At 70.4% G+C, this 26,459-nt stretch carries 22 protein-coding genes, 1 other RNA gene and 2 pseudogenes; 16 read left to right on the top strand and 9 right to left on the bottom strand.

The annotated features are described in order from the left end of the window. Window positions 1–74: 74 nt before the first annotated feature. The 6 genes from STSP_RS26460 (at window position 75) to STSP_RS26435 (ending at window position 6,369) form a co-directional block, all read left to right on the top strand. On the top strand, window positions 75–1,754 hold the full coding sequence (locus STSP_RS26460; protein WP_157902904.1) for a prenyltransferase/squalene oxidase repeat-containing protein: 1,680 nt from the start codon (window positions 75–77) through the stop codon (window positions 1,752–1,754). Beyond that, window positions 1,751–2,977: a cytochrome P450 gene (locus STSP_RS26455; protein ID WP_078067528.1), complete on the top strand. Its 1,227-nt coding sequence runs from the start codon at window positions 1,751–1,753 to the stop codon at window positions 2,975–2,977. The genes STSP_RS26460 and STSP_RS26455 overlap by 4 nt, the downstream gene beginning before the upstream one ends. A 40-nt stretch (window positions 2,978–3,017) precedes the next feature. Then, the gene (locus STSP_RS26450; protein WP_232789802.1) at window positions 3,018–4,316 is read left to right on the top strand and encodes a cytochrome P450; all 1,299 of its coding nucleotides are present in this window, start codon (window positions 3,018–3,020) and stop codon (window positions 4,314–4,316) included. A 30-nt stretch (window positions 4,317–4,346) separates the two neighbouring features. Beyond that, on the top strand, window positions 4,347–4,541 hold the full coding sequence (locus STSP_RS26445) for a ferredoxin (protein ID WP_067283075.1): 195 nt from the start codon (window positions 4,347–4,349) through the stop codon (window positions 4,539–4,541). A gap of 71 nt (window positions 4,542–4,612) precedes the next feature. Continuing rightward, a complete protein-coding gene (locus STSP_RS26440) occupies window positions 4,613–5,419 on the top strand; it encodes an SDR family oxidoreductase (protein WP_067283074.1) in 807 nt (268 codons plus the stop codon). 323 nt (window positions 5,420–5,742) lie between these two features. Next, window positions 5,743–6,369 (top strand): helix-turn-helix transcriptional regulator, encoded by a 627-nt coding sequence (locus STSP_RS26435; RefSeq protein ID WP_067283071.1) that lies wholly within the window; start codon window positions 5,743–5,745, stop codon window positions 6,367–6,369. 303 nt (window positions 6,370–6,672) lie between these two features. Here STSP_RS26435 and STSP_RS26430 read toward each other — a convergent pair whose 3' ends face one another. From STSP_RS26430 to STSP_RS26410, 5 genes are all read right to left on the bottom strand, one after another. Further along, a complete protein-coding gene (locus STSP_RS26430; RefSeq protein WP_067283068.1) occupies window positions 6,673–7,668 on the bottom strand; it encodes a 4-hydroxy-3-methylbut-2-enyl diphosphate reductase in 996 nt (331 codons plus the stop codon). Then, on the bottom strand, window positions 7,665–8,801 hold the full coding sequence (gene ispG, locus STSP_RS26425; protein ID WP_067283066.1) for a flavodoxin-dependent (E)-4-hydroxy-3-methylbut-2-enyl-diphosphate synthase: 1,137 nt from the start codon (window positions 8,799–8,801) through the stop codon (window positions 7,665–7,667). The genes STSP_RS26430 and ispG overlap by 4 nt, the downstream gene beginning before the upstream one ends. Beyond that, window positions 8,798–10,672 carry a 1-deoxy-D-xylulose-5-phosphate synthase gene (locus tag STSP_RS26420; protein WP_067283063.1) on the bottom strand — a complete coding sequence of 625 codons (1,875 nt, stop codon included), beginning with the start codon at window positions 10,670–10,672 and terminating at the stop codon, window positions 8,798–8,800. The genes ispG and STSP_RS26420 overlap by 4 nt, the downstream gene beginning before the upstream one ends. Continuing rightward, window positions 10,669–11,988 carry an FAD-dependent oxidoreductase gene (locus STSP_RS26415; RefSeq protein WP_067283059.1) on the bottom strand — a complete coding sequence of 440 codons (1,320 nt, stop codon included), beginning with the start codon at window positions 11,986–11,988 and terminating at the stop codon, window positions 10,669–10,671. Before STSP_RS26415 ends, STSP_RS26420 begins: the two co-directional genes overlap by 4 nt. A gap of 84 nt (window positions 11,989–12,072) precedes the next feature. Continuing rightward, window positions 12,073–13,119 carry a polyprenyl synthetase family protein gene (locus tag STSP_RS26410; RefSeq protein ID WP_078067525.1) on the bottom strand — a complete coding sequence of 349 codons (1,047 nt, stop codon included), beginning with the start codon at window positions 13,117–13,119 and terminating at the stop codon, window positions 12,073–12,075. A 292-nt stretch (window positions 13,120–13,411) separates the two neighbouring features. On the opposite strand from STSP_RS26410, the gene STSP_RS26405 reads away from it, so the two are divergent. The 6 genes and pseudogenes from STSP_RS26405 (at window position 13,412) to dxr (ending at window position 18,359) form a co-directional block, all read left to right on the top strand. Then, window positions 13,412–14,428, top strand: coding sequence for a UbiA family prenyltransferase (locus tag STSP_RS26405; protein ID WP_067283055.1), 1,017 nt, complete (start codon window positions 13,412–13,414; stop codon window positions 14,426–14,428). Next, the gene (locus tag STSP_RS26400; protein ID WP_067283052.1) at window positions 14,425–15,450 is read left to right on the top strand and encodes a sulfotransferase; all 1,026 of its coding nucleotides are present in this window, start codon (window positions 14,425–14,427) and stop codon (window positions 15,448–15,450) included. Before STSP_RS26405 ends, STSP_RS26400 begins: the two co-directional genes overlap by 4 nt. Window positions 15,451–15,477: 27 nt before the next feature. Then, window positions 15,478–16,089: an adenylyl-sulfate kinase gene (cysC, locus tag STSP_RS26395; protein ID WP_067283049.1), complete on the top strand. Its 612-nt coding sequence runs from the start codon at window positions 15,478–15,480 to the stop codon at window positions 16,087–16,089. A gap of 75 nt (window positions 16,090–16,164) precedes the next feature. Further along, window positions 16,165–16,788, top strand: a pseudogene (locus STSP_RS26390) (2-oxoacid:ferredoxin oxidoreductase subunit beta); the annotation flags it as partial. Further along, window positions 16,785–17,105, top strand: a complete 321-nt coding sequence (fdxA, locus tag STSP_RS26385) for a ferredoxin (RefSeq protein WP_067283047.1) — start codon at window positions 16,785–16,787, stop codon at window positions 17,103–17,105. The pseudogene STSP_RS26390 and the gene fdxA, both read left to right, overlap by 4 nt. Next, a pseudogene (gene dxr, locus STSP_RS26380) lies at window positions 17,102–18,359 on the top strand (1-deoxy-D-xylulose-5-phosphate reductoisomerase). Before fdxA ends, dxr begins: the two are co-directional and overlap by 4 nt. A gap of 30 nt (window positions 18,360–18,389) precedes the next feature. Here dxr and STSP_RS26375 read toward each other — a convergent pair. The 3 genes from STSP_RS26375 to STSP_RS26365 form a co-directional block, all read right to left on the bottom strand. After that, window positions 18,390–19,595: a cytochrome P450 gene (locus STSP_RS26375; protein ID WP_157902903.1), complete on the bottom strand. Its 1,206-nt coding sequence runs from the start codon at window positions 19,593–19,595 to the stop codon at window positions 18,390–18,392. A gap of 624 nt (window positions 19,596–20,219) precedes the next feature. After that, window positions 20,220–20,642, bottom strand: an RNA gene (rnpB, locus tag STSP_RS26370) — RNase P RNA component class A. Between the two features lie 107 nt (window positions 20,643–20,749). Further along, window positions 20,750–21,328 carry a Uma2 family endonuclease gene (locus STSP_RS26365; protein WP_067283046.1) on the bottom strand — a complete coding sequence of 193 codons (579 nt, stop codon included), beginning with the start codon at window positions 21,326–21,328 and terminating at the stop codon, window positions 20,750–20,752. Window positions 21,329–21,500: 172 nt separating this feature from the next. Between STSP_RS26365 and STSP_RS26360 the strand changes: the two genes are divergently transcribed. Both STSP_RS26360 and STSP_RS26355 read left to right on the top strand, forming a co-directional pair. Next, a complete protein-coding gene (locus tag STSP_RS26360) occupies window positions 21,501–22,349 on the top strand; it encodes a MerR family transcriptional regulator (RefSeq protein ID WP_067283043.1) in 849 nt (282 codons plus the stop codon). Window positions 22,350–22,375: 26 nt separating this feature from the next. Continuing rightward, the gene (locus tag STSP_RS26355; RefSeq protein ID WP_232789801.1) at window positions 22,376–23,035 is read left to right on the top strand and encodes a hypothetical protein; all 660 of its coding nucleotides are present in this window, start codon (window positions 22,376–22,378) and stop codon (window positions 23,033–23,035) included. Between the two features lie 11 nt (window positions 23,036–23,046). Here STSP_RS26355 and STSP_RS26350 read toward each other — a convergent pair whose 3' ends face one another. After that, entirely contained in the window at window positions 23,047–24,507 is a 1,461-nt protein-coding gene (locus STSP_RS26350; RefSeq protein WP_067283040.1) for an RNB domain-containing ribonuclease, read from the bottom strand. Window positions 24,508–24,807: 300 nt separating this feature from the next. Between STSP_RS26350 and yaaA the strand changes: the two genes are divergently transcribed. Together yaaA and eda are read left to right on the top strand one after the other, a co-directional pair. Beyond that, the gene (yaaA, locus tag STSP_RS26345) at window positions 24,808–25,617 is read left to right on the top strand and encodes a peroxide stress protein YaaA (protein ID WP_067283038.1); all 810 of its coding nucleotides are present in this window, start codon (window positions 24,808–24,810) and stop codon (window positions 25,615–25,617) included. Window positions 25,618–25,716: 99 nt separating this feature from the next. After that, a complete protein-coding gene (gene eda / locus STSP_RS26340; RefSeq protein ID WP_067283035.1) occupies window positions 25,717–26,361 on the top strand; it encodes a bifunctional 4-hydroxy-2-oxoglutarate aldolase/2-dehydro-3-deoxy-phosphogluconate aldolase in 645 nt (214 codons plus the stop codon). The last annotated feature ends 98 nt before the right edge of the window (window positions 26,362–26,459 follow it).

Below are 26,459 nucleotides of genomic sequence, written 5' to 3'. Positions count from 1 at the left end.
CCGTCTCTCCCCTTCCCGGTCCCCGAAGAGTCCCGCCCTTGCAGGCCTTTCCCTACCCCGTATCCGGAGTGAACGTGATCGCATCAGGAGCACGGCCGCCTGCCCAGGTGCGGAGGGCCATCGACTCGGCCGCCCAGCAGCTGTTCGCCGTGCGCCGCCCGGACGGCTCCTGGCAGGACCACCTGCCCTCCGCCGCCATCTCCACCGCCACCTCCGCGGTCGCCCTGCACTTCGCCGACCCGGAGGGCTCGGCCGAGCTGATCCGCAGCGCGCTCGACTGGCTCCGCGCGAACCAACTCCCCACCGGTGGCTGGGGCGACGGCCCCGGCACTCCGGCCACACTGCCAGCCTCCGCGTTCGCGGTGGCCGCGCTGCGGCTGCTCGCCGCCGAGGAATCACGGGAGGATGTGCGGCGCGGGCTCGACTGGATCGAGAGCCGCGGCGGGATGGCCGCAGTCGCCGACCCCGACCGCTGCGCCCTGCATGTGCTCTGCCTGCAGTTCCTGGCCCTGGCCGGCCTGTACGACGAGCGGCGGATCCGCCGGATGCCGGCCGCGGTGGCGCTGCTCCCCCGGAAGCTGCGCCAGAAGGTGTCGTTCGTCGTGCCGGTCACCCTGTCCTGGGCGGTGATGCAGCGGCGCACCTGGCCGCAGGGGCGGATCCTGCGGGCGGTGTCCCGGCTCGCCGAGCCGCGCGCGTACGCGTACTTCGACGAGCTGCTGCTCAGCCAGGGCAAGGAAGGCGGCATGCAGGAGTCGCCGCTGCTCGTCTCCATGGTGTGCTTCGCCTTCGCCCGCGCGGGGGTGCGGCCCGATCTGGTCGAGCGGATGGCGGGCTATCTGCGGCTGACGGCGCGGCCGGACGGCTCCTGGGCGGTCAATCGGGACCTGGAGTTCTCGGTCACCACCTTCCTCGCGGCCGGTCTGCAGGAGTGCGGATTCGCCGACGATCCGCGGCTGAGTTCGACGATCGACTGGATTCGGAACTGCCAGTGGGACGCCGGCTTCATGGCGACCGGCTGCCCGCCGGGCGGCTGGGCCTGGTCGGTGGAGTCGGGCTGGCCGAACTGCGACGACACGGCCGATGCGCTGCTGGCGCTGGCCGGCGCGGGCTGCGGGCCCACCGATCCACGGGTCAGGGCGGGCCTCGACTGGCTGCTGGCCATGCAGAACAGGGACGGCTCCTGGAGCTGCTTCTGCCGCGACAACCATGTCGCCCTCGACGCCCCCTGCGCGGTGATCACCTCCCACGCGGTGGCGGCGCTGCGGCTGGCCGGCGGGCTCGGCGCGGACGCCCCTCCGCTGGCGAAGGCGGTGCGCTGGTTCGCCAAGACCCAGCGTCCGGACGGCTCGCTGCCCTGCCTCTGGTATCGCGGCAGCACCGCCGGCACCGGTCAAGTCCTGGACGCGCTGGGCGGTTTGGGGCTGGGTGGCAGTGACACGGCGCGCCGGGCCCGCACCTGGCTGTTGCGCACCCAGCAGCCGGACGGTGGTTGGGGTGACGGCGAGGGCGCGCCCTCCTCGGTGGAGGAGACCGCCTGGGCCGTGATGGGTCTGCTCGGCGCGGGCGCCGACCCGCGGGAGGAGGCCGTCCAGGGCGGGGTGCGCCGGCTGCTGCACGAGCAGACCTCCGAAGCGCTGTGGGAGCCGACGCTGCTCGGCGTGTACTTCCTCGATCTGTGGTACTCCGACGATCTCCTCGCCAGCGGGTACGCCCTGCAGGCACTGGGCCGGTACTGGAAGGCATTGACATGATCAACGAAACGGAAGTGGTCGGCTCCGACACGGTGGAGCCGCCGGTCTGCCCCTTCGCCCAGGATGTACGCCTCGAACACGACCCGCGCTACGCCAAGTTGCGGGTGGACGAGCCGGTGAGCAAGGTCCGGATGCCGCACGGCGGCGACGCCTGGCTGGTAACGCGGTACGAGGACATCAAGTCCGTACTGACCGATTCCCGATTCCGGCGGGCTCCGATGGAAGGGCGTGCGGTCACAGCCGCCACCAAGGACATCGGCAAGGCCCGCTCGGCGATCCTGCCGATGACCGACCCACCGGAGCACACCCAGATCCGACGGCTGGTCACCAAGGCCTTCACGGTGCGCCGGATCGAGGAGCTGCGGCCCCGGGTGCAGGCCACCGCCGATGAGCTGCTGGATGCGATGGAGGCAAGCGGCGGCCCCGCGGACCTGGTCGCCGCGCTGTGTCTGCCGATGCCGATCACCATCATCGCCCAGCTGCTCGGCGTGCCCACACCGGACCAGCGCAAGGTGCACTCCTGGGTGCGCGCGATGCTCTCGATCAGCGACCACACGCCCGAGGAGGTCGCGCACGCCACCGCGGAGTTCAAGGCTTATATGGCCGAGGTACTCGAGGAGCGCAGGCGCACCCCCGACGACGACCTCATCACCCAGCTGATCCAGGTGCAGGAGGAGGGCGACCGGCTCAGCATGGACGAGCTGCACTCCATAGTGATGCTGCTGTTCGTGGCCGGCCACGAGTCCACCCAGAACCAGATCACCAACTTCACCTACACTCTGCTCACCCGGCCCGACCTGTGGCAGGAGCTGCTGGCGCACCCGGAGCGGCTGCCCGAGGCGATCGAGGAGCTGCTGCGCTATCTGCCGCTGGGCTTCGCCGGACTGCCGCTGTGGACGGCCGAGGACGTGCCGCTGGCGAATGTGCTGATCCGCAAGGGCGACTCGGTGCTCCTCGCCAAGACCTCGGGCAACCGGGACGCCGCGGTGTTCGACCGCGCCGACGAGATCGACTTCCAGCGGGCCGCCGTCCCGCACCTGGCCTTCGGACACGGGCCGCACTACTGCATCGGGGCGCAGCTGGCCCGGATGGAGCTCCAGGTGGCCCTTGGCACCCTGCTGCGGCGCTTCCCGAGGCTGCAACTCGCCGTCCCCGACGAGGAACTGCGGTGGCGCGAGGGTGCGTTCATGCGCGGCCTGATCGACCTTCCGGTCACCTGGTGAGGCCGACCCCATCCATGATCACCGACAAGGGAGCCCTCGCATGACCACGACCGAACCGCCGCTGACCGAAGCGGCGCCGGGCCCGGCGCAGACGTGCCCGGTGATGCACGGGACCCAACCTGCCGCGGCAGGGCGGGACCTGCTCAACTACCCGTTCAGCGGCGCCGTACCGCTGGATCCGCCGGTGGAGTGGGAGCAGGTGCGGGAGCAGTGCCCGGTGGTCGCCGTGCGGCTGCCCAGCGGCGACGAGGCGCATCTGGTCACCCGCTACGAGGAGGCCAGGGCGCTGCTCGCGGATCCGCGCTTCACCCGGCAGATACCGGTCAACGCCGAGTCCCGGATCGGGGCGAGCGAGGACGGCGGGGTGTTCAGCCGGCAGGCGACCAGCGGGCTGAAGATCTTCGAGGGCGAAGGGCATCTGCGCTGGCGCCGCTTGATGGCGAAGGCCTTCACCATCAAGCGGGTGGAGAGCATGCGGCCGCGGATCCAGGCGCTCGCGGACGAACTGGTCGACAAGATGGTCGCGGCCGGCCCCCGGGCGGACATCGCCCGGGACATCGGCGCGATCCTGCCGGTCCGGGTGATCGGCGATCTGCTGGGAGTGCCGACCGAGGATCTGCACCGGTTCGCTACCTGGTCGGACGCGATCCTGACGCTCACCCGGCACAGCAAGGCCGAAGTGGACGCGGCCCGGCAGGACTTCGGTATCTATCTGGCCAAGCTGATCGAGGCGAAACGGGCCGAGCCCGGGGACGATCTGCTCAGCGAGCTGATCAACATCACGGACAGCGAGGACGGCCGGCTCGACATGGTGGAGCTGATCGTCACGGCCATGGCGATCCTGGTGGCAGGACACGAGACCACCGCCAACATGATCGGGAAGATGACGGCGATGCTGCTCGCCGACCGCAGCCGCTTCGAGACGGTGGTGGCCGATCCGTCGATCGTGCCGAGCGCCGTCGACGAGGTGCTGCGCTTTGACACCAATCCCAGCATCGGGGTGCCGCGCTATGTGAGCGAGGACATCGCGGTGGGTGGCGCGGAGATCGGAGCGGGCTCCACGGTCATCGTCAGCCCCGCGATCGCCAACCGCGATCCGCGGCGCTTCCCCGAGCCGGAGCGGATGGATCTGCGGCGCACCAACAACCAGCACCTTTCGTTCGGCGCCGGCCCCCATTTCTGCCTCGGGCAACCGCTGGCCAGGGCCGAACTGCAAGTGGTGCTCGGCACCTTGGCTCGTCGGCTGCCCACGCTGCGGCTGGCGATCGACCGCCGGGAGCTCCGGGTCAAGCAGGGGCTGATCGTCGTCGGATTCGAGGAAGTCCCGGTGGAGTGGTGACCATCGGGCCCGGCCCAGCGAAGGAGCGTCATGCGTATCGAGGTTGACCGCGAGCTGTGCTGCGGCAGCGGCATGTGTGTGCTGACCGATCCCGAGACCTTCGACCAGAGCGAGGAGGACGGCGTGGTCCAAGTGCTCCGCACCCAGCCGTCCGCCGAGCGGCAAGCGGTCGTCCGGAGCGCCGTCTCGGGCTGCCCGACGTCGGCGATCCGGCTGGTCGAGTAGGCCTTGTCGCGCGGCCCTGTCGCGCGGCCTTGTCACGCCGAGGAGCCGGAAGTCGGAAGAGGGAGTGGGGCATGCGGAAGAACATCCTGATCACGGGCGCGAGTGGCGGTCTCGGTCGCGGTATGGCCTGGGAGTTCGCCCGGCGCGGCCGCCATCTCGCGCTGTGTGCGCGGCGCGGCGACCGGCTGAAGGAGCTGCGAGACGAGCTGCTCGCGGCGCATCCCTCGATCACCGTGGCCGTGCGCGAGCTCGATGTGACCGACCACGCAGCGGTGTTCGAGGTGTTCCACTCTTTCCGCGCGGAGCTCGGCTCGCTGGACCGGGTGGTCGTCAACGCCGGTACGGGCGAGGGAAGTCCGGTGGGCACGGGTGGCTTCGAGCGAAACCTTCGCGCGGTGAACACCAATTTCACCGCCGCCCTCGCCCAGTGCGAGGCGGCCATGGAGGTGTTCCGGGAGCAGCATTCGGGCCATCTGGTGGTGATCTCCTCCATGAGTGCGCTGAAGGGCTTCCCCGGCGCGCTCACCGCGTACGCGGCAGGCAAGGCCGGGGTGCTGACGCTGGCCGAGGGCATCCGCGCGGATGTGATGGGAACCCAGGTGAAGGTCAGCACCATGCTGCCCGGATACATCCGATCTGAGTCCAACACCCATGAAGGCCAGCGGAGGTTGGTGGTCGACACAGAGACCGGCTGCCGCCGGCTGGCCGCCGCCATCGAGCGCGAGCCGGCCAGGGCCTGTGTGCCGGCCTGGCCCTGGAGTGTGCTCGGCGTGGGGCTGCGGCTTCTGCCGCTGCGGGTGACCAGCCGGATGGGAGCGGTGGCTCGCCGCGCCGAGGGCCCTCGGGCCCGTACGGCCGCCGCCGACCACGCCGGATAAGAGTAAGCCCAAGCAACGACAAAGAGCCCCCTATGATTCCCTAAATTCGGGAATCGGGGGGCTCTTGCGCACCCGGGGCAAATCAAGTGGCAACGAGAGGACAATGTCCGACAGGCAAAGAAAAACACTTTTCCTGGCAGCATCGGTGCACGAAGTGCCATAATCGGCCATGCGATGGGAGCCCGCATCACTGACGAACAATGGGGAGTATGTCAGGTATGCCCAATATTGCCGAAGTCGAGCAGTCTTCCATCGGGGATTACTGTCCCGGCGGCAACTCAGTACTACTCATAGAGCCGAATGAAGTCATACGGCTCGGACTCATGGCTGTGTTCCGCTCCATCGAAACGGTGACAAGTGTCACCGGCTGCGAAACCACTCCAAGTCTCGACACCGCCCTCGAGGAGCGACGCCAGCGACCCGGTCGCGCCGGCATCCTGGCCATGTCCTCCAATATCGGAATCGACGAGATCAGATCCCTCGAAGTCCGGGCCGCCCAGGACCACATGCGCACACTACTGATCCTGCACAGCCTCGACGACCCGTCCTTCGTCGAGTACTCGCAGCGCTTCGCGCACGGTCTGGTCCTGCTCGATGACATCACCACAGAGCACATGAGTGGCGCCCTGAAACGGCTGGAGCGCCGAGAGGAGGTCATGCTCCCGGTCCGCGTCGCAGGCCAACTGCTGCAGCGCCCCAGGGCCTTGCGCAACGGCCCGCACCAGAGCCGGCAGTTGCTCACCCAGCGCGAGCTGGACGTGCTGACCCTGCTCTCCCAGGGGTACAGCAACAAACAGATCGCGCCACGGATCGGCATCTCCGAGCACGGAGTCAAGCGCCATGTGGCCAACGTGCTGGCCAAGCTCAACTGCTCGAACCGCACCCAGGCCGTGTGCCTCGCCCTCCAGCGGGGCCTGCTGGCGGAGTCACGGCTGACCCCCGCAATGTAGCCGCTTCCCCGTCCGCCGCCCGGCCCTCCGGCTCGCCGCCTTTCGGCCCACTAATTTCAGCCACTTCATTTCCGGCCACCGCACATCGAACCCCGGGTTGACAGAGTCGCCGACTCGGCAGCCCCCGCACTTCGGGGCGTCAACCCTCGGGTTGACGCCCCGAACAAGCCCCGTCTGCTTCAATTGAAGCCTCATACCGGACGGCAGATGTGCCGAAATCCGCAACAACGCCAGGGAGATTTGCGTAACCCATTCCATTGCGCCGCTCCCATCGCATTGATCGGCTCGGACTTACCTTTCGGGTTACTCGGGTGTCATCCTCATCCGTTCCGCCCGCACTTCTCTGGGCAATGCGAATTGCATCCGCTCCGGTACGGACTCGATTTCCAGCAGGTCGTCGAAACCATGGTCGGCCAGTGTCTCCAGCAGATCCTGTACGAGCACCTCGGGCACCGAGGCACCACTGGTAACCCCGACGGTGTGCACGTTCTCCAGCCAGTCGGGGTCCAGCTCTGCCGCGTAGTCCACCAGGTGGGCCGCCCGGGCGCCGGCTTCCAGCGCCACCTCTACCAGCCGCTTGGAATTGGAGGAGTTGGCCGAACCCACCACGATGACCAGTTCCGCCTCGGCGGCGATCTGCCGTACCGAGGTCTGCCGGTTCTGGGTCGCGTAGTAGATGTCGTCCGAGGGCGGCCCGGCCAGCGCCGGGAACCTGTCGCGCAGCGCCGCCACCGTCTCCTGGGTCTCGGAGACCGAGAGAGTGGTCTGGGACAGCCAGGCGACCCGCTCCGGGTCCCGCACCGAGATTCGTCCGATGTCTTCGGGACCGTCGACGAGTTGGATGTGCTCGGGTGCCTCGCCCGCGGTCCCGATGACCTCCTCGTGCCCGTAGTGCCCGATCAGCAGAATGTCGTAGTCCTCAGCGGCGAACCGCCGGGCCTCGTTGTGCACCTTGGTCACCAGCGGGCAGGTCGCGTCGATGGCGTGCAGCCCGCGGGCCGCGGCGCCCTCGTGCACCGAGGGCGCGACACCGTGCGCGGAGAACACCACCACGGCGCCCTCGGGCACCTCCCCGGTCTCCTCCACGAACACGGCCCCGCGCCGCTCCAGGGTCCTGACCACATGGATGTTGTGCACGATCTGCTTGCGTACGTAGACAGGGGCGCCGTGCTGCTCCAGGGCCAGCTCGACCGTGCGCACCGCGCGGTCCACACCCGCGCAGTAGCCGCGCGGCTTCGCCAGCAGGAGGCGCCGCCCGCTGCGCGGACCACTCTGCTGTCCGCTCTGCTGGCCGGTCACGACTGCTCCTCCGTGCCCGCGCCGGCGCCGGACTCTTCGGCCAGCCGCAGTGCCTCCTCAATGAGGGTCTCCACGATCAGCCGCTCCGGCACCGTCTTGACGACCTCGCCGCGGACGAAGATCTGGCCCTTCCCATTGCCCGAGGCCACCCCGAGGTCCGCCTCCCGCGCCTCGCCCGGCCCGTTCACCACGCAGCCCATGACCGCGACCCGCAGCGGGATCTCCATGCCTTCCAGCGCCGCGGTGACCTGCTCCGCCAGCTTGTAGACGTCGACCTGGGCGCGGCCGCAGGACGGACAGGAGACGATCTCCAGCTTGCGCGGCCGCAGCCCGAGCGACTGCAGGATCTGCACCCCGACCTTGACCTCCTCCACCGGAGGGGCGGAGAGCGAGACCCGGATGGTGTCGCCGATCCCCTGGCGCAGCAGTGCGCCGAACGCGACGGCGGACTTGACCGTGCCCTGGAAGGCGGGTCCGGCCTCGGTGACCCCGAGGTGCAGCGGGTAGTCGCACTGCTCGGCGAGGATCTCGTACGCCCTGATCATCACGACCGGGTCGTTGTGCTTGACGGAGATCTTCAGATCGTGGAAGCCGTGCTCGGCGAAGAGCCCGGCCTCCCACAGCGCGGATTCGGCCAGCGCCTCCGGGGTGGCCTTGCCGTACTTCTTGAGCAGCCTCGCATCCAGGGAGCCGGCGTTGACCCCGATCCGGATCGGGGTACCCCGGTCGCGGGCCGCCTTGGCGATCTCCTTGACCTGGTCGTCGAACTTGCGGATGTTGCCCGGGTTCACACGGACCGCTGCGCAGCCCGCGTCGATCGCCGCGAAGACGTACTTCGGCTGGAAGTGGATGTCGGCGATCACCGGGATCTGCGACTTGCCGGCGATGGCGGGCAACGCCTCCGCGTCGTCCGCGCTCGGGCAGGCCACGCGCACGATGTCGCAGCCCGCCGCGGTGAGTTGGGCGATCTGCTGCAAAGTCGCGTTGACATCGGCGGTGAGTGTGGTGGTCATGGACTGCACGGAGACCGGATGGGCGCTCCCCACCCCGACGGGCCCCACCTTCAACTGGCGGGTGGACCGACGGGCCGCCAGTGCGGGCGGCGGAAAGGCGGGCGTGGCGAGGTCGGTCATGAGGCGGTCTCCCTGGTGGCCGTCGTGGAGCTCAACGGATGCGGGCCACCCAGCGAGACGGGCAGCGGCCAGCGCATCGGGCTGCGCCTGGCCAGGAACTCCGTGGCAGAGCGAGCCATATGACGTGACGTCAGCCCGATCTCATCGAGGATCTGGGCGCGGCCCGCGTGCTCCAGGAAGGCAGCGGGGATCCCGAAGGTGCGGACCGGAGTGTCCACATCGGCGTCCCGCAGCAGGCGGGCCACCGCGTCTCCGACGCCGCCACTGCGGCAGCTATCCTCGGCGACCAGCACCAGCCGGTGCCGCCTTGCGAGCGCGGCCAGCGCCGGGTCCAGCGGCTTGACCCAGCGCGGATCCACCACGGTGGCGCCCAAGCCCTGCGCCCTGAGCAGCGCGGCGGTCTCGATGCCGGCCCGGGCCAGCGGGCCCACGGCGACGACGAGGACGTCCTGCGCGCCGGTGGCGCTGAGTACGTCCAGCTCGCCGATCCGGCCGATCGCCGGGAGGTCCTCGGGCACGGCGCCCTTGGGAAAGCGCACCACGGTCGGACCGTCCGGGATGTCGATACCGGCCCTGAGCAGCGAGCGCAGCCGGGCCGCGTCGCGCGGTGCGGCGATCCGCAAACCCGGCACCACCTGCAGGATCGACAGGTCCCACATGCCGTTGTGGCTCGGCCCGTCGTCGCCGGTGACACCGGCCCGGTCGAGTACGACGGTGAGGCCGAGCCGATGCAGCGCGGCGTCCATCAGCAGTTGGTCGAAGGCCCGATTGAGGAAGGTTGCGTACACCGCGAGGACCGGTCGCAGCCCGCCGAGCGCGAGTCCCGCGGCCGAGCCCATCGCGTGCTGCTCTGCGATGCCGACGTCGAAGGTGCGCTCGGGGTACGCGTCGCAGAATCCGGCGAGGCCGGTGGGGCCCATCATGGCCGCGGTCAGGGCCACCACGTCTGGCCGCTCGGCGCCGATGCGCACCATCTCCTTGCCGAACACCCCGGTCCAGGAGGTGCCGGTGGAAGGCAGCTTGCGGCCGGTGGCCGGGTCGAAGAGGCCCGGGGCGTGGAACTTCTCGTCGTCGTCCGCCTCGGCCGGCGGATAGCCGAAGCCCTTGCGGGTCACCACGTGCACCACGGTGGGGCCGAGCGTCCTGGCCTCGGTAAGGGCGGCTTCGAGCGCGGTGATGTCGTGTCCGTCGACCGGTCCGAGATAGCCGAGGCCGAGCGAGCGGAAGAGCTCACCGGGCGGCTGCTCGCCGGTGCCCTCGCGGCTGGCCGCCAGGTGCTCGGCGATGCCGCCGATGGTCGGAGAGTAGGAGCGGCCGTTGTCGTTGAGCACTACGGTCACCCGGCGGTCCTTGGCGGCCGCGATGTTGTTGAGCGCCTCCCAGGCCATGCCGCCGGTGAGCGCGCCGTCCCCGATGACCGCGACCACCTGGCGGTCGTCCTGCCCGGTCAGCCGGTAGGCCTTGGCCAGCCCGTCGGCGTACGACAGCACGGTGGAGGCGTGCGAGTTCTCGATCACGTCGTGCTCGGACTCGGCCTGGCTGGCATAGCCGGAGAGGCCACCGCTCTTGCGGAGCTCCGCGAATCGGTTCCAGCGGCCGGTGAGCAGTTTGTGCGGGTAGACCTGGTGGCCGGTGTCGAACAGCAGCCGGTCGTACGGTGAGGTGTAGACGCGGTGCAGTGCGATGGTGAGCTCCACCACCCCGAGGTTGGAGCCCAGATGGCCACCGGTGCGCGCCACCACGTCCAGCATCAGGTCCCGCATCTCCTGGGCGAGTGCGGCGAGTTGCGGTGCTGTCATGGCGCGCAGGGCGCGGGATTCGGAGGCGGTTCTCAGGAGGTTCACTGCGCTGACTGCGGTGGGTGGGGTCATGGGTGGATCTCCTCGGCTCGAGCAGGAAGCGGCCTGCCGGAGGGACGGGGCAGCAGACCGGACGCACTGATCCAGTCCCGGGCGCGGAACGGCTGCGCCGTCAGTCCCGCGACGTTCTGGGTGATGTGCCGACGCAGCCGGACATTGGACTGGTTGCGGCGCAGCAGCGAGGGCCGCAACAGACGCCCCGTCCGCGAGGTGGTGGTGAGCAGGGTGGCCAGGTTGTGACTGAGCCGGGAGACGAACTCGAGCCGGGGGCGCCGCACGGCCTCGTAGCGCCGCAGGGCGTCATCGACCTCGGCGGGCCCGAGGGGGTGCCCCCCGGCCGGCTCCTCGGCCAGCTCGCTCCCCAGCGACCAGGCATCTCCGATCGCGGAGTTCATGCCCTGCCCGACCATGGGGTGGACGCAGTGCGCCGCGTCCCCGAGCAGTGCGAAGCCCGGCCGTGACCAACAGGGGGCGACGAACCGCCAGGCGGACAGCACCTGGACGGTGTCCAGGCAGTCCTTCAGCGGTTCGGCGATCGCGTCGAAGGCCGGCATCGTACGGAGGATGCCTTCGGTCCACCCGGCCACTCCCGCCCGGCCCACCTCGCGGAAGGAGCCGACCGGGATCTGCACGTACAACCGGGCCCGGTCACTGGGGAGTTCGAAGAGCGCCCGTAGTCCGTGGCGGGTGAGGTGGGCGTTCATGTCGGGGCCGAGCGGCGGGGCCTTCTCTATCTCGAAACCGACCAGTTGGTGGTCGTAGCGGTGCATGGCCACCTGGATGCCGGCCGCATCCCGGAGCCTGGAGGCATGGCCGTCGCAGGCGACGGTCAGCGCGGCCGCCACCCGGCAGGGGGTGCCCTCGCGGTTCAGCGACACCCCGGTGATCCGTCCGGTGTCGTCCCGGATCAGATCCTCGACGCGGGTGCCCCGCCAGAAGGTGACGGTCGGGCCGAGCCGGTCCGCGAGGGTGTCGAGCATGTCCTTGTAGCTCTGCACCAGGCCGTGCCGGTACGCACCGGTGATCAGCCCGTAGTCGAGGGTGACCAGGTCGGCGCCGTCCGCGGTGCGGCAGGCCAGGGCGTTGACCTTGAGCGCGCCGGCCGCGTACAGATGCGGCAGCAGCCCCAGTTCGTCGAGGATGGCGAGGGAGCTGGGCTGGATGAGCTCGCCCTTGTGCATCATGCGGAACCGGCGCTGCTTCTCGACCAGCAGGACCCGACGGCCCTGTCGGCCGAGCACCGCGGCCAGGGTCAGACCGCCCACGCCGGCACCGCAGATCACCACATCGTAGGCGGTGTCCTCGGCAGGTTCGGAGTGCTGTGCCACCGGACGTACTCCCCTCTCTGACTGACGCTTGCGGCTGGTGACGGACGGCTGACCAATGGCTGCTGACGGGCCGGGCAGTGAGGGCTAGCTGACGCGGCTCACCGCCATCCGGGCGTGGTGCGCCATCCGGTGTCTGCTGGGCGTCGGAACCAGTGCGTCCAGGGCCCGCTCGGCGGCGCTCGCGTGGCGCAGGGCCATGGCCCGGGAGGCCTCCACTGCGCCGGTCCGGCGGATGACCGTGCCCACCATGGCGAGGGCCTCGGCCGGGTCGAGCTCGGGGTCGAAGGCCGCGTCGAGCAGCCTCTCGCCGTCCCGGTCGGCCTGCTGGTAGGCGAGCAGCACCGGCAGCGTCATCCGCTTGTTGCGGATGTCACTGAGCAGCGACTTGCCGATCGCCGTGTCGTCGTCACCGGTGTACGCGAAGAGGTCGTCGCACATCTGGAAGGCGATGCCGAGCTCGTCGCCGTACGTCCCGAGCGCCTCGATCTCCTGCCGGCCACCGCCGCCGAGCAGCGCGCCGGCCTGGCAGGCGCCGCGGAACAGCGCCCCGGTCTTCAGCTTGATCATCAGGATGTAGCGGTCCACATCGCGGCTCGAGCCCTGAGTGATCTCGTACTCCAGGCTCTGGCCGCGGCACAGTTCGAGGCCTGCCTTGGCGACCACCTCGAGGGCGCTGACGATCCGGCTGTCCTGCGCGCCCGCCTGCCGGCACTCGGCGAGGCAGCGGAACAGGTCGAACAGCATGGCGTCGCCGGCCACGATGGCGTTGTCCGCGCCGAACTTGGCGTGCACGGCCGGTCTGCCGCGGCGCATCAGATCGTTGTCGATGATGTCGTCGTGCACAAGGCTGGCGACATGGCCGCTCTCGGTGCCGACCGCCGCGGGCAGCACATGGGCGATGTCACCTCCGACGGCCAGCGCCGACTCCAGGAGCAGTACGGGGCGGAACAGCTTGCCCATGGGGACCTGGGCGTGCCGGCACATGTCGCCGAGCAGGCTGTCCTCGGCGTCCCACCGGGTGCTGAGCCGCTCGTACAGCTCCCGCATACCGGGTTCCTCGTCGGCCCGCTCCGCGGAGAAGGCGGAATCCGCGGGGAAATCTATTACATCGGTCTGAATTCCTGCGCTCATGGCTCACCATCCAGATCGGCACGGAAACCGGCTAGACATCACGCCAGAAATGCTGGGGGAGGGCTTGAGTGGGTGTCAATTCCGTTTGGGGTAGCCGATCGGGCAGTCCGACGGACTGTCATCTTCCCTCTTCAGAGCGTGCACCGATCGGGCACTCCCCGTTCGGCGCACCCGCTCGGGCTACCCGAATCCACTCCCCCATATGCCTTTCCGGATCCCGCCGGAAACCCCAGGATGGCGGTCAGCGTGACACCCAAGCGGATATTCCGGAATTCCAAAGGACCCGAGGTTCATGACCGGTTTGAAGCGCAGCCTTTCCGCTCATGTGGAAACCTGGCGGCCGTACACCAGCTGCTATGTCGGCCTGGTCGGCCTGGCCGGTGCCGCCCTGGCCGCCGACTCCACCAGTGGCGCCCGGCTCTTCGCGGCCTGGGCGATCCCGACCCTCGGCTGGCTGGCCGGCCTGTACGGCGGCGACTACTTCGACCGTGAGCTGGACGCGATCGCCAAGCCGCAGCGGCCGATCCCCTCGGGCCGGCTGCGCGCCTCCACCGCACTCGCCGCGATGATCGGCCTGATCGCCGCAGGCGCCGCGTGGACGCTGCTGCTCAACTGGCATGCGGTGGCCCTGGTGGGCCTGGCGACCGTGGTGGGGGTGTCGTACAACGCGTTCTTCAAGGCCCGCGGCCTCAGCGGCAATCTGGTGCGCGGCTCGCTCACCTCCTTCGCCTTCCTGTTCGGGGTCCTGCTTGGAGGCGGACACATCGGTCCTGAGCTGATCGCTGTGTCCGCCGTGTTCTGCTTCCACGACAGCGCATCCAACCTGGTCGGCACCCTGCGGGACATGGACGGCGACAAAGAGGGCGGCTATCTGACGCTGCCGGTGCGCAAGGGTGTCCGTACCACGGTGCGGGTGATCACCGGACTGGCGGCGGTGTGGACCGTACTGGCCGCGACCGCCCCCCTGTTCCTGCACCGGCCGGTGAACGTCGGCTGGGTAATGCTGCTGATCGCGGCGGTCGGCGCCTTCTGGACGGTGGTGGTGCTGCTGCTCCGGGCCGGGGTTCCCTCCCGCCGGTACGCCCTGCACATGCACGAGGTGATCTGCCTGGAACGGGTGGTGCTGGCGGGCGCCCTGATCGCCTGGGGTGCCGGTGTTCCGCCGGCCGCGGCCACCGTGCTGCCTGCCCTGCTGATCACCTGGACCGCCCAGCGGATCTTGCGTTCCCGCCATGAGTTCGGCCTCCACGGACAAGCCGCCGACGCCGGTCCCAGCGTCGTACCGATGAATCTCAGGGAGTACTCATGAGCCAGTTGCCCCCCGTCTTCGTGGTGTCGACCGGACGCTGCGGATCGACCCTGCTGTCCGAAATGCTCCGGCTCAACCCGGAGGTACTCAGCCTGTCGGAGTTCTTCGGGCTGCTCCTCACCGGTCCCTTCCCCGCCGGTGAGCTGACGGCCGCCGAGTACTGGAGTCTGCTCAGCACTCCGCACCCGTTCGTCACCTCCGCATATCGGGTGGGCGCGCCGGTCGAGGAGTTCCTGTACGAGGCCTCGCCCAGCCGCCCGTTCAATGCCTCGACCGGCATTCCGCCGATCCTGGTGACCTCGCTGCCGCATCTCACCGACCGGCCAGAGGCCCTGTATGCGGAGGTCGAGGAGTTCGTACGGAGCCTCGGTACGGCCGAGGTCGCCGAGCAGCACCGGCGGCTCTTCGGCTGGCTGCGGGACCGCTTCGGCGCGAAGGTGTGGGCGGAGCGGTCCGGATTCTCCCTGCGCCATGTGCCGGAGCTCGTCAGGCTGTTCCCCGACGCGCGGTTCGTGCATCTCTACCGCGACGGCCGCGAGTGCGCGTACTCGATGAGCCGTAGCGGCGCGTTCCGGCTCGGCGCGGTGTCGATGCGGCTCCAGCAGGAGCTGGGCGTCAACCCCTACGTCGAGGACGTACCGCCGGGGGTGTCGATCCCCGCGGACCTGGTGCCGCTGATGCCGGACACCTTCGAGCTGTCCGCCTTCGAGTCGGTCGAGCTGCCGGTGGAGGACTTCGGGCACGCCTGGTCGGACCAGATCACCACCGGGCTCGAAGGACTGCGCGAGGTGGAGCCCGGGCGGCTGCTGCAGTTCAGCTATGACCGGCTGGTCGAGGACACCGCGGGCACTCTCACCGAATTGGCCGCTTTCATCGGCCCGGTGGACGCCTCCGAGTCCTGGCTGCGGAAGGCCGCCGGGCTGGTCTCCGACCGGCCCTCGGGGTGGCGTTCGCTCCCGGACGAGCAGCGTCAGCGACTCGAGGCCGCCTGCCAGGACGCCATGTCCCGGCTGGCCGGTTGACCGGCGCCTTATCCGAGTGGGGGTTGCGTGAAGAGCATTGCGTTCGCCGCCGGGTGGGACAGACCGCCGGCGGCCGCGGGCGCCACCGTCTGGCTGACGGGGCTGCCCAGCTCCGGCAAGACCACCATCGCGCTTGAGCTGGCGGGCCGGCTGCGGGCTGACGGCCATCGGGTGGAGGTGCTCGACGGCGACGAGATCCGCCGATTCCTCTCGGCCGGACTCGGTTTCAGCCGGGAGGACCGGCACACCAATGTGCAGCGGATCGGCATGGTGGCGGAGGTCCTGGCCCGCAACGGCGTCATCACGCTGGTCCCGGTGATCGCGCCATACGCGGACAGCCGCGATCTGGTGCGGCTGCGGCACGAGCTGGGCGCCGTCCCTTATGTGGAGGTGCATGTCGCCACGCCGGTGGAGGTCTGCTCCGTACGCGATGTGAAGGGGCTGTACGCCAAGCAGGCGGCCGGCGAGATATCGGGGCTGACCGGCGTCGACGACCCGTACGAGGCACCGGACAAGCCGGATCTGCGGCTGGAGACGCAGGGTCGCACGGTGCAGGAGAGCGCGGCGGCCGTACACCGACTGCTTGTGGCGCGGGGGCTGTTGGGCTGGGACGCGGACAGTGGGGCGTGGTCGGCATGACGACGACTCTGCCGGTCCCGGTGGCGGCGCTCACGCATCTGGACGTGCTGGAGTCCGAGGCGGTGCACATCTTTCACCAAGTCCACGCCGATGGGTTCGCTGGACGCGCCGTTCAACCCGGTGTCGCTGGCGCTCGGCGCGGAGGCCTCCTTCGTCGCCCGCACCATCGACTCCGACCGCAAGCACCTCACCGAGGTGCTACGCGCGGCCGCCGGCCACTCCGGCACGGCCCTGATCGAGATCTACCAGAACTGCAACATCTTCAACGACGGCGCCTTCGAACTCCTCAAGGACAAGCAGCAGGCCGCCGAGGCAGTCATCCGCCTCGAACACGGCCAGCCGATCCGCTTCGGCACCGAAGCCGCCAAGGGTGTCGTAAGGGACGCGACCACTGGTGACCTGAAGGTCGTCCGTGTCACGCCGGAGAACGAGGGTCAGGTCCTCGTCCACAACGCGCACACGGCATCGCCCACCACCGCGTTCGCTCTGTCCCGGCTCGCCGACCCGGACACCCTGCACCACACCCCCATCGGTGTCTTCCGCAACATCGACCGGCCCGTCTACGACACCCTCATGGCCGACCAACTCGACACCGCCATCGAAAACAACGGCAAGGGCGACCTCACCACCCTCCTCACCGGCAACGACACCTGGACCGCCCCCTCACATCGCGTACCTCACTCAAGGAGACCGCAGTGACCTATGTGATCGCCCAGCCCTGCATCGACGTCAAGGACAAGGCGTGCATCGAGGAGTGCCCGGTCGACTGCATCTACGAGGGCTCCCGGTCCTTGTACATCCACCCGGACGAATGCGTCGACTGCGGAGCCTGTGAGCCGGTCTGCCCGGTCGAGGCCGTCTTCTACGAGGACGACGTCCCCGAGGAGTGGAAGGACTACTACAAGGCGAACGTCGAGTTCTTCGACGAGCTGGGCTCGCCCGGTGGTGCCTCCAAGTTCGGCCTGATCGAGCGCGACCACCCGATCGTCGCGGCGCTGCCCGCCGGGACACCGTGAGGGGCGCCGCCGGGGTCGCGGCCCCTCTCGCCGATCCGCATCTGGTCTTCGACGCGGCCCAAGGCCGCCGGGATATCGTGATCCTCGGCTGCACCGGTTCGATCGGCACCCAGGCCATCGACCTCATCCAGCGCAACCCCGATCGGTTCCGGGTCACAGGCCTCGCCGCCGGCACCCGGGTCGCCCTGCTCGCCGAGCAGGCCAGGCGGCTGCGCGTTGACACCGTCGCCATCGCCCGCGCCGACGCTGTCCCCGCACTGCGCGAGGCGCTCGCCGCCCACTACGGCAGCCGGCCGATCCCCGAGATCCTGTCCGGCCCGGACGCCGCCACCCAGCTCGCCGCCGCCCCCTGCCACACCGTGCTGAACGGCATCACCGGCTCCATCGGCCTGGCCCCCACGCTCGCCGCCCTCAAGGCCGGCCGCACCCTCGCCCTGGCCAACAAGGAATCACTGATCGTCGGCGGCCCCCTGGTCAAGGCCCTCGCCAACCCCGGGCAGATCATCCCCGTCGACTCCGAGCACGCCGCCCTCTTCCAGGCCCTGGCCGCTGGCAGCCGAGCCGATGTCCGCAAACTCGTCGTCATCGCCTCCGGCGGCCCCTTCCGCGGCCGCACACGGGCCGACCTGAAGCAGGTCACCCCCCGCCGACGCGCTGAACCATCCCACCTGGGCGATGGGCCCGGTGATCACCATCAATTCGGCCACCCTGGTGAACAAGGGCCTGGAAGTGATCGAGGCCCACCTGCTCTACGACATCCACCGGATCGAGGTCGTGGTCCACCCCCAGTCCTACGTCCACTCCATGGTCGAGTTCACCGACGGCTCCACCCTCGCCCAGGCCACCCCGCCCGACATGCGCGGCCCCGTCGCCATCGGCCTGGGCTGGCCCGAGCGGGTCCCGGACGCCGCCCCCGCCTTCGACTGGACCAAGGCCTCCAGCTGGGAGTTCCTCCCGCTGGACAACGAGGCCTTCCCGGCTGTGCAACTCGCCCGCCACGTCGGCACCCTCGGCTCCACCGCCCCCGCCGTGTTCAACGCCGCCAACGAGGAATGCGTCGACGCCTTCCTCGCCGGCACCCTCCCCTTCAACGCCATCGTCGACACCGTCGCCGAGGTCGTGGCCGAAAACGGCCGGCCCACCTCGGGAACCCAGCTGACCTTCCCGGACGTCCTGCAAGCGGAAACCTGGGCCCGCACCCGCGCCCGGGAACTGGCCGCCGCCACACAGAAGGCCGCCGCCGTCATCTCCTGACGGCGGCGGCCTCGTAGCGAGCAATCGGCCTCACCAGGTGACGGGCAGCTCCGTGATCCCGCCGTGCAGCGAGCCGCTGTTGACCCCCAACACTCCGATGGGCTTGGTCAGTCGCAGCCCTGGGAGCTTGTCGAAGATGCGGGAGAAGACGGCGGCGAGCTCCATGCGGACCAGGGGCGCGCCCAGGCAGTAGTGGCGCCCGAAGCCGAGGGTGAGGTTCGGCTTCGGCGAGCGCAGTACATCGAAGGATTCGGGATCGGCGAATGCGCACGTGTCGCGGTTCCCGGCCGCGCTGTAGAGCACGAGGAGTTCACCGGCCTTGATCTTGACGCCGTCGAACTCGGCGTCCTCCCGGGCGTACCGGAAGGTCTCCTTGGCGCCGCCGTGCACCACCAACCGCAGGATCTCCTCGACAGCACTGCCGATGCGGTCCGGGTTCCTTTCGAGGATCTCCCGCTGCTCGGGGTGGGCAAGCATCAGCAGGACCCCGAGGTCGAGGCGGGCGACGGTGGTCTCGTGGCCGGCGAAGAGCAGCATCGCGGCCAGGAAGGAGACATGGCGGTCGTCCAGGCCACCGCCGTCGGCGGCGCAGAGGCTGGAGAGGACGTCATCGCCGGGGTTGCGGCGCTTCTCCCGGACCAGGTCCCCGGTGTAGCTCATCAGCTTGGCCATGCAGTCGCGGGACAGCGCCTCGTCCCGTACACCGGCGATGCCCTGCGTCCATTCACGGAACGGGAGACGACCCTCGCGCGGCACACCCAGCAGCTCGCAGATGACATTGACGGGCAGCCGGACGGCGAGCTCGCTGTGCAGGTCGGCGGGCGGGCCCTGCGCGACGATGTCGTCCAGGACCTCCTCCACGAGAGCGTCCATACGGGGCCGGAAGGCCTCCATTCTCTTGGGTGAGAAGAAGGGCGAGAGCCGCGCACGAAGCCGCATGCGGTCCTCGGGCTCCGTGTCGAAGTTTCCGCCCGGTCCGCCGATGAGGGTGGAGGCGCCGAGCCGGGGAGCGTGCTCGGGATCGCGGTGCGAGACACCGAAGCGGTCGTCGGAGTAGACCTGTTTGATGGCCTCGTACCCGGTGACCAGCCAGGCCTCGTCGCCGGCGGGCGTGCGTACCTTGGCGAACGGGCACTTCTCGCGCAACTCCCCGGCCAGCGGAGGAGCTTGCAGGATGTCCGGCTGCGGCAACGGTATGGCGGGAAGGTCGACGACAGGTGCAGCGGCTGGTTCCAAGACAGGTTCCCCTCTACGGACCCGACATCAGACCGGCACCGACACCCGTGCACCTCTGATCATCGGCTGGACGACGGATGCAGCCTAGGTCCGGCCGCACACGCCGTCATCGAGCCCAGGGTTGACGCCGCAACCCTCCGCACCTCCTCCTCTCCACCCGCGGTTTGAGCGCCCAGGGAGTGTCCTAGGTGTTCTGTCCGGGGAGGTTGTGGACTGGGGCGAACGCCTTCCCGCCCGGCAGTCCGGGAGCGCGGCACCGGCGGTCGCCTGCGCCGCTCCTTGGGGGCGGTGCAGTGCCGTGGGGCGTGCCCGCGCGATCAGCGAGCAGGCCAGGATGAGTGGCGGGCGAGGGTTGTCCATTCCCTGTAATCCCGCGTAATCCCGCTGGTCCAAGACCATCCCGTGGTGCGCGACTCCAGCGCTATGCTCCGGTGGCTGGCGCGAACGCCCTGCTCAGGGGCCTCACCCGCCCCTCCGCCCCAGGGACTTTTCAGGGACTTTCAGCTCTGTCCGAGGGACTTCCGAGGGACTTTCCGCCGCCTAACGCGACAAGCCCCCGAAAGACCGGAAAGGGCCTCCGACGCAGGTCAGGGGCCCTCTCCGAGGCGAAACCGCAGGTGGGGGCAGACGAGTCGGGCTGTACGCCGGGTTCTGTTCCCCCGGGTCCTCGCGGGCCCGGAGGCGACGGCCATCCATCTAGGACCGGCGTTGCCGCCGGCCTCGTGCGGTCTACCCGCGGACTCGGGCGGGCCGCCCTCGAACATCCGCGCAGGGCCGCCTTTACGGCGGCCCCTCTTGACCTTGCTCCAGGTGGGGTTTACCGAGCCGCCTGGGTCACCCCAGGCGCTGGTGGTCTCTTACACCACCGTTTCACCCTTACCGAGGACCGCCCTCTGTAAAAGAGCACAGCCCCGGCGGTCTGTTTTCTGTGGCACTGTCCCGCGGGTCACCCCGGGTGGCCGTTAGCCACCACCCTGCCCTGTGGAGCCCGGACGTTCCTCGGGAAGATCCCGCAGGGGATCTTCACGCGGCCGTCCGCCCGGCTCGTCTGCCGTTCGACCATGGTACCGGGCGTTCGCTCCCCCTCAGTCCGGGCGGCGGCCGCTGTCACGAGCACCGAGCCCACCTCCGCTTCTCTGCCCCCGCCGACAGCGTCAGAGGAAGTCCGTCGTGTCCAGTTCGAAGGCGAACGGCTCCGGGAGGGCGAGCGGTTTGCCGAGGGGGCGGGTGCAGTGCTCGCGGTAGTCGTCCTTCTCCGGGTCGCTGAACAGCGTGACCGACGAGGCCTCGCGATCGACGAGCAAGTAGAGCGGGATGCCGCCGCGGGCGTAGCAGCGGCGTTTGGCCTCGCGGTCGGCCTTGGGCTTGGTGGACGTCACCTCCAGGACCATGGCGACGCCGTCGCAGGGCATCCAGGAGTCGGCGCCCCGGTAGAGCCGCAGCTTCCTGGGAGCGAATGTGCCGTCCGGAATCACGTGGTCCTTCGGGCAGCCGCCCCCGCTCTGCAGCTTCAGCCCCTTGTTCCCGGAGAACTGCATGTCGGTCCGTGACCGCCTGTACACCTGGTTCACGATCAGCTCAATGTAGTCCTCGTGATCCCCGTCCGGCGGCGGTGTCACAACGATCTCCCCCTCGATCAGCTCGGCCCGGAAGCCCTCCGGCGTGTCCAGGGCGAGAAAGCCTTCCAGCAGGACCTCTTCCTGCGTGAGCGGCTCATGGGCCATGGCAGTCATGTCACGCCCCTCCTTCTGTCGCTCGCCAGACTGGGACATCGGCTGATCACCTGTCCGTGAGATCGGGAACCGTTACCTCGATCGTGGCACACGATCACGGCCGCCGTCAGGGACGCACGGACGCGAGCCGCTCGCTTGACCCTGCCGCAACGTCAACGTTTCTACTGGGCCCATGCGGATCGGAGAGATCGCCGCCGTCGTCGGGGTGACGACGCGGACCATCAGGCACTATCACCAGCTCGGGCTGCTGCCCGAGCCCGAGCGGCGGGCCAACGGCTACCGCGACTACGGGCTGCGGCACGCCGTCGTACTCGCCCGGATCCGGCGGCTGACGGAGCTGGGGCTCGGGCTCGCCGAGGTGCGGGACGTGCTCGCGGACGACGCCGGGCGCGATCTCGCCGAGGTGCTGGCGGAGCTCGACGACGACCTGGCGCGGCAGGAGGCCGCGATCAAGGATCGGCGCGCCAGGCTGCGGGCCCTGCTGAGCGAGGCCGAGCGCGGGCGGCTGCCCGCCGAAGGCCCCGTATCGCCCGGCCTTGCCGCGCTCTTCGGGGACATGGCGCACGCGTCCGCGCAGCTCCCGGGCCCGGAGCCGGCCATGGCGGCAAAGGACCGCGAGATCCTCGCCCTGATCGAGACCACCGCCGCTCCCGAGGACGGTGAGCGGCTGCTCGCCACGCTCCGGGACGCGGCCCTGAAGCCCGGGGCGATGGAGCGTGCGTACGAGCTGTATGCGCTGCTCGACGCGCTCGCCGAGGCCGAGCCCTCCGATCCGCGGGTGGACGACGCGGCGCAGGCGCTGGCCGACCTCATCCCGGACGCCTTCGTGGCGGAGGTGGGGACGGCGCAACTGGCCGCGGTCGCGGACGCCTCGGTGGGTTCATCCGGCGGCGGCCGCGGCACATCGGAGGCGTCACCCCACGACACCTTCCTCAGCGCCTTCTTCGCGGACTTCGCGCCCGCCCAGGCCGAGGCCGTCCGCCGCGCGATGCGGATGCTCGCCCAGCGGGGTGCCCAGTGAAGCCCGGGATCTCGGTGAGGCCCGGGATGGCAGGCCGCGGGGCAGCAGCCGTCCGGCGGGCACTCACCGTCGTACCCGTTCCCGTGCGGCGGCTGATCGGGCACGAGCTGCGCGTGCTGATGAGCCTGGGGCTGTGGATCGCGCGACGGTCGCACGGCGTCGCGGCGGGCGAGCGGGGTTACGGATATGCGCGCGGGCACGGAGCCGTCATGTACGGGTTCGCCTTCGTGTGCGTCATCGAGACCTTCGCCATGGCCGTGCTGCTGCGGGACTGGCCGGCCGTCGAGCGGGCGGTGCTGTTCCTCGACGTCTACACCGTGGTGCTGGTCATCGGGATGTACGCCGCCTGGGTGACCCGGCCGCACGTGCTGGGCCCCACGGAGCTGCGGTTGCGCCGGGGCGCGCTCGTCGACCTGCGCATACCGCTGGCGGACATCGCCGCGGTCCGCCGTGAGCTGCGTGCCACGGCGGACAAGCCCGGCGAAGGAGAGCTGCGTCTGGACATGGGGTCGCAGACCTCCGTCACGCTGGAACTGGCGGCGCCCGTACGCCACACGACGCTGCTCGGCCGGAGCAGGACCGTGCGTACCATCCACTTCCACGCGGACGAACCCGACCGGCTGGTAAGGGAGATACGGGACATCATGGCGCGCAGCGGCAGGCGGGGCAGCGTCATGCGGGAGTGAACCGTGCGGCGTCACGCAGGGGTGAACAGCGCCTTCGCTCTCCCCGGATCCGCCCGCGTGAGCCGTACCCGTAGCCGCTCCCCCAGCGGGAGCGGCTCCGTGCCGCCCTCGATGCGGGCGACGACCGCCGGGTCGGCCAACTGAACGGTTCCCACGGTCGGTTCGTGCTCCATCACGTCCACCACACAGGCGTCGAAGACCTCGCCGATCCGGTCCATGAGCAGCGCGGCCTCGACGATGTCGAGGCACTCGCGCTCGACCGTGCCCGCGCGCCGCGCCCCGTCCGCCATCTTCGCGGGCAGGGCGTCGAGGTCCGCGAGCACCCACTCGGGCGGCTCCCGGCCCGCGACGGCGGCCAGGCAGATCTCGGACGTGTAGCGGTCGACGAGGCGGCGCAGGGGCGCGGTGCAGTGGGTGTAGGGCGCGGCGACAGCGGAGTGGAGCGTGAGCTCGGGGACCTTGCCGCCGCTGAAGACCGTGTATCCGGCGCCGCGCAGGAGGGTCGTGCACTCCTGCAGGAACGCCGCGTGACGGGGCTGGTGCGGGTCGAGCGAGCGGACCAGTTCCGCGTACGGGACGTGGTGGGGCCAGTCGATGCCGAGGGCCTTCGCGGTACGGCGGAGGCGGCCGACGGCGCCGTCGGGGGCGGCCGGGAGGGTGCGCAGGACGCCGGTGCCGTGGGCGATCATCAGCTCGGCGGCCGCCATGCCGGTGAGCAGGGAGATCTGGGCGTTCCAGCGGTCGGTGGGGAGGGGGACGCGGTAGGCGAGTTCGTACGTTCCGGTGGCTCGCCCGGGCGTCGGGACCTCGATGATCTGCTGCTCCGGGACGTTGAGGGAGATGCCGCCGCGTTCGGCCTCCCGTTGTTCGCGCAGTGTGCCGACGGTCTGGAGGAGGGCGAGCGGTTCCTCTGCGGTGCCCGCGTCGATGTGCCGCTGGGCGCTCGCGTAGTCGAACCTGGTGCGGTTGCGGACGAGGGCGCGGCGTACGTCGGTGGAGACGGTGCGGCCGTCGGCGTCGAGGTCGAGGGTCCACAGGACGGCCGGGCGCGCCTGGCCGGGAAGCAGGCTGGCGGCGCCCTCGCTGAGCAGGGCGGGGTGCAGCGGGACCTTTCTGTCCGGGAAGTAGAGCGTGGTGATCCGGCGGTGGGCCTCGGTGTCGAGCGCCAGTCCCGGGGTGACGAAGGCGGCGACGTCGGCGATCGCGTAATGGACCCGGAAGCCGCCTCTGGGGCGCCGGGCCAGGTGCATGGCCTGGTCGAGGTCCTGGGACGCGGCCGGGTCGATGCTGAAGAGCGGCAGATCCGTCGCGTCGCGATCGGGCAGCCGTGGCGCCTGCGCGACCTGCTGGGCCTCGTCGAGGACGGCGGCCGGGAACGTCTCGGGCACCGCCAGCTCCGCACGCAGCCCGCGCAGCGCCGCCCGCAGCGGGGCGTCGACCGCGGCGGTCACCTTCAGATGACGGCGGGGCATGGACCGAGCGTAGGCCGGGGGCGGGCCGACGGCATGCGGTGACCGGCGGCTGCGGTGGCATCTGCGGTGGTATTCAGCCCGTCCGGCGCTTGAGGACGAGCCCCAGGGGCGGGATGTATTTCAGCCCGTCCGGCGCTTGAGGACGAGCCCGAAGGGCGATCCCGGGGTCTGGGGCGGAGCCCCAGTTGTAGGGGCGGGCCTGCCTCGCGGCGGGCGGGCCACGCGGCACCCCGTACCCTGACGCGAGGGCCGAACCCCGCCCGCCCCCTTCCGTCCCTCATGCCCTGGAGGAGATCCGCCGTGCTCGTGCTGCTGCCGCCGTCCGAAGGCAAGGCCCCGTCCAGGCGCGGCGCACCGCTGAGGCTGGACTCGCTGTCGCTGCCGGGGCTGACCGAGGCGCGGCAGGCGGTGCTGGACGAGCTCGTCGAGCTGTGTGCGGGAGACCCCGGCGAGAACGAGAAGGCCCGCGAGGTGCTCGGGCTGAGCGAGGGGCTGCGCGGCGAGATCGCCAAGAACGCGGAGCTGCGGACGGCGGGCACGCGGCCCGCCGGGGAGATCTACACGGGTGTCCTCTACGACGCCCTGGACCTCGCCTCCCTCGACCCGGCCGCGAAACGGCGGGCGAAGCGCTCACTGCTGGTGTTCTCGGGGCTCTGGGGCGCGGTCCAGGTGGGCGACCGTATCCCGTCCTACCGCTGCTCGATGGGCGTGAAGCTGCCAGCGCTCGGCGCACTGGGAGCGTACTGGCGGACGCCGCTGGCCTCGGTCATGCCCGAGGCCGCCGGGGACGGGCTCGTGCTGGACCTGCGGTCGTCGGCGTACGCGGCCGCATGGAAGCCGAAGGGCGAGGTCGCCGAGCGCACGGCCACCGTGCGGGTGCTGCATGCGCAGGTGGTCGACGGGGTGGAGAAGCGGTCCGTCGTGAGCCACTTCAACAAGGCGACGAAGGGCCGGATCGTACGCGCGCTGCTGTCGGCCGGCGCCGAGCCGGAGAACCCGGCCGCGCTGGTCGAGGCGCTGCGGGACCTCGGCTATGTGGTGGAGGCGGCGCCGCCTGCGAAGGCCGGGCGGGCGTGGGCGCTGGATGTGGTGGTGACGGAGATCCACTGAGGGCCACGGGCGCCCGCCCACGCGCGGCCCGCTGCCCGCCTATTGCATCACGTGCAACGCTCTTTGCGCATGCTGCACAGTACGCGGCAGGATGAGCGCATGACTACGCCGCTGCCCTCGTCCCCGCCGCCCTCCTCCGTACTGGACCTCGCCCCCGTTCTCCCCGTCGTCGTCGTGGAGGACGTCGCCGATGCCGTGCCGCTGGCGCGGGCACTGGTCGCGGGCGGGCTGCCGGCCATCGAGGTCACCCTGCGCACGCCCGCCGCGCTGGGCGCGATCCGGGCGATCGCGGACGGGGTGCCGGGCGCGGTGGTCGGCGCGGGCACCGTGATCTCCCCCGCGAACATCGCCGACTCGCTGGCCGCCGGCGCCCGCTTCCTGGTCAGCCCGGGCTGGACGGACGGGTTGCTGGAGGCGATGAAGGCGTCCGGAGTGCCGTTCCTGCCGGGCGTCTCGACGACGTCGGAGGTCGTGGCCCTGCTGGAGCGCGGCGTGCACGAGATGAAGTTCTTCCCCGCGGAGGCGGCCGGCGGCACCGCGTATCTGAAGTCCCTCGCCGGGCCGCTTCCCCAGGCCCGGTTCTGTCCGACGGGCGGCGTCGGGCTCGGGAACGCCGCGGCGTATCTGGCCCTGAAGAACGTCGCGTGCGTGGGGGGCAGCTGGATCGTGCCGGGGGACGCGGTGGAGGCGCGGGACTGGGGGCGGGTGGAGGCGCTGGCGCGGGAGGCGGCGGCGCTGCGGTAGCCCTCCGGGGGCGGCGTGGTGCAGGCGTATCAGCCCCCACCCCGCCCCTTCCCGTAACCATGGGCTCCGCCCCTGGACCCCGGCTGGGGGCTTCGCCC

Source organism: Streptomyces jeddahensis (assembly GCF_001642995.1).
Classification (GTDB): domain Bacteria; phylum Actinomycetota; class Actinomycetes; order Streptomycetales; family Streptomycetaceae; genus Streptomyces; species Streptomyces jeddahensis.
Note: the sequence above shows the minus strand (reverse complement) of the source record. Positions and strands in the feature narration are given on the sequence as shown.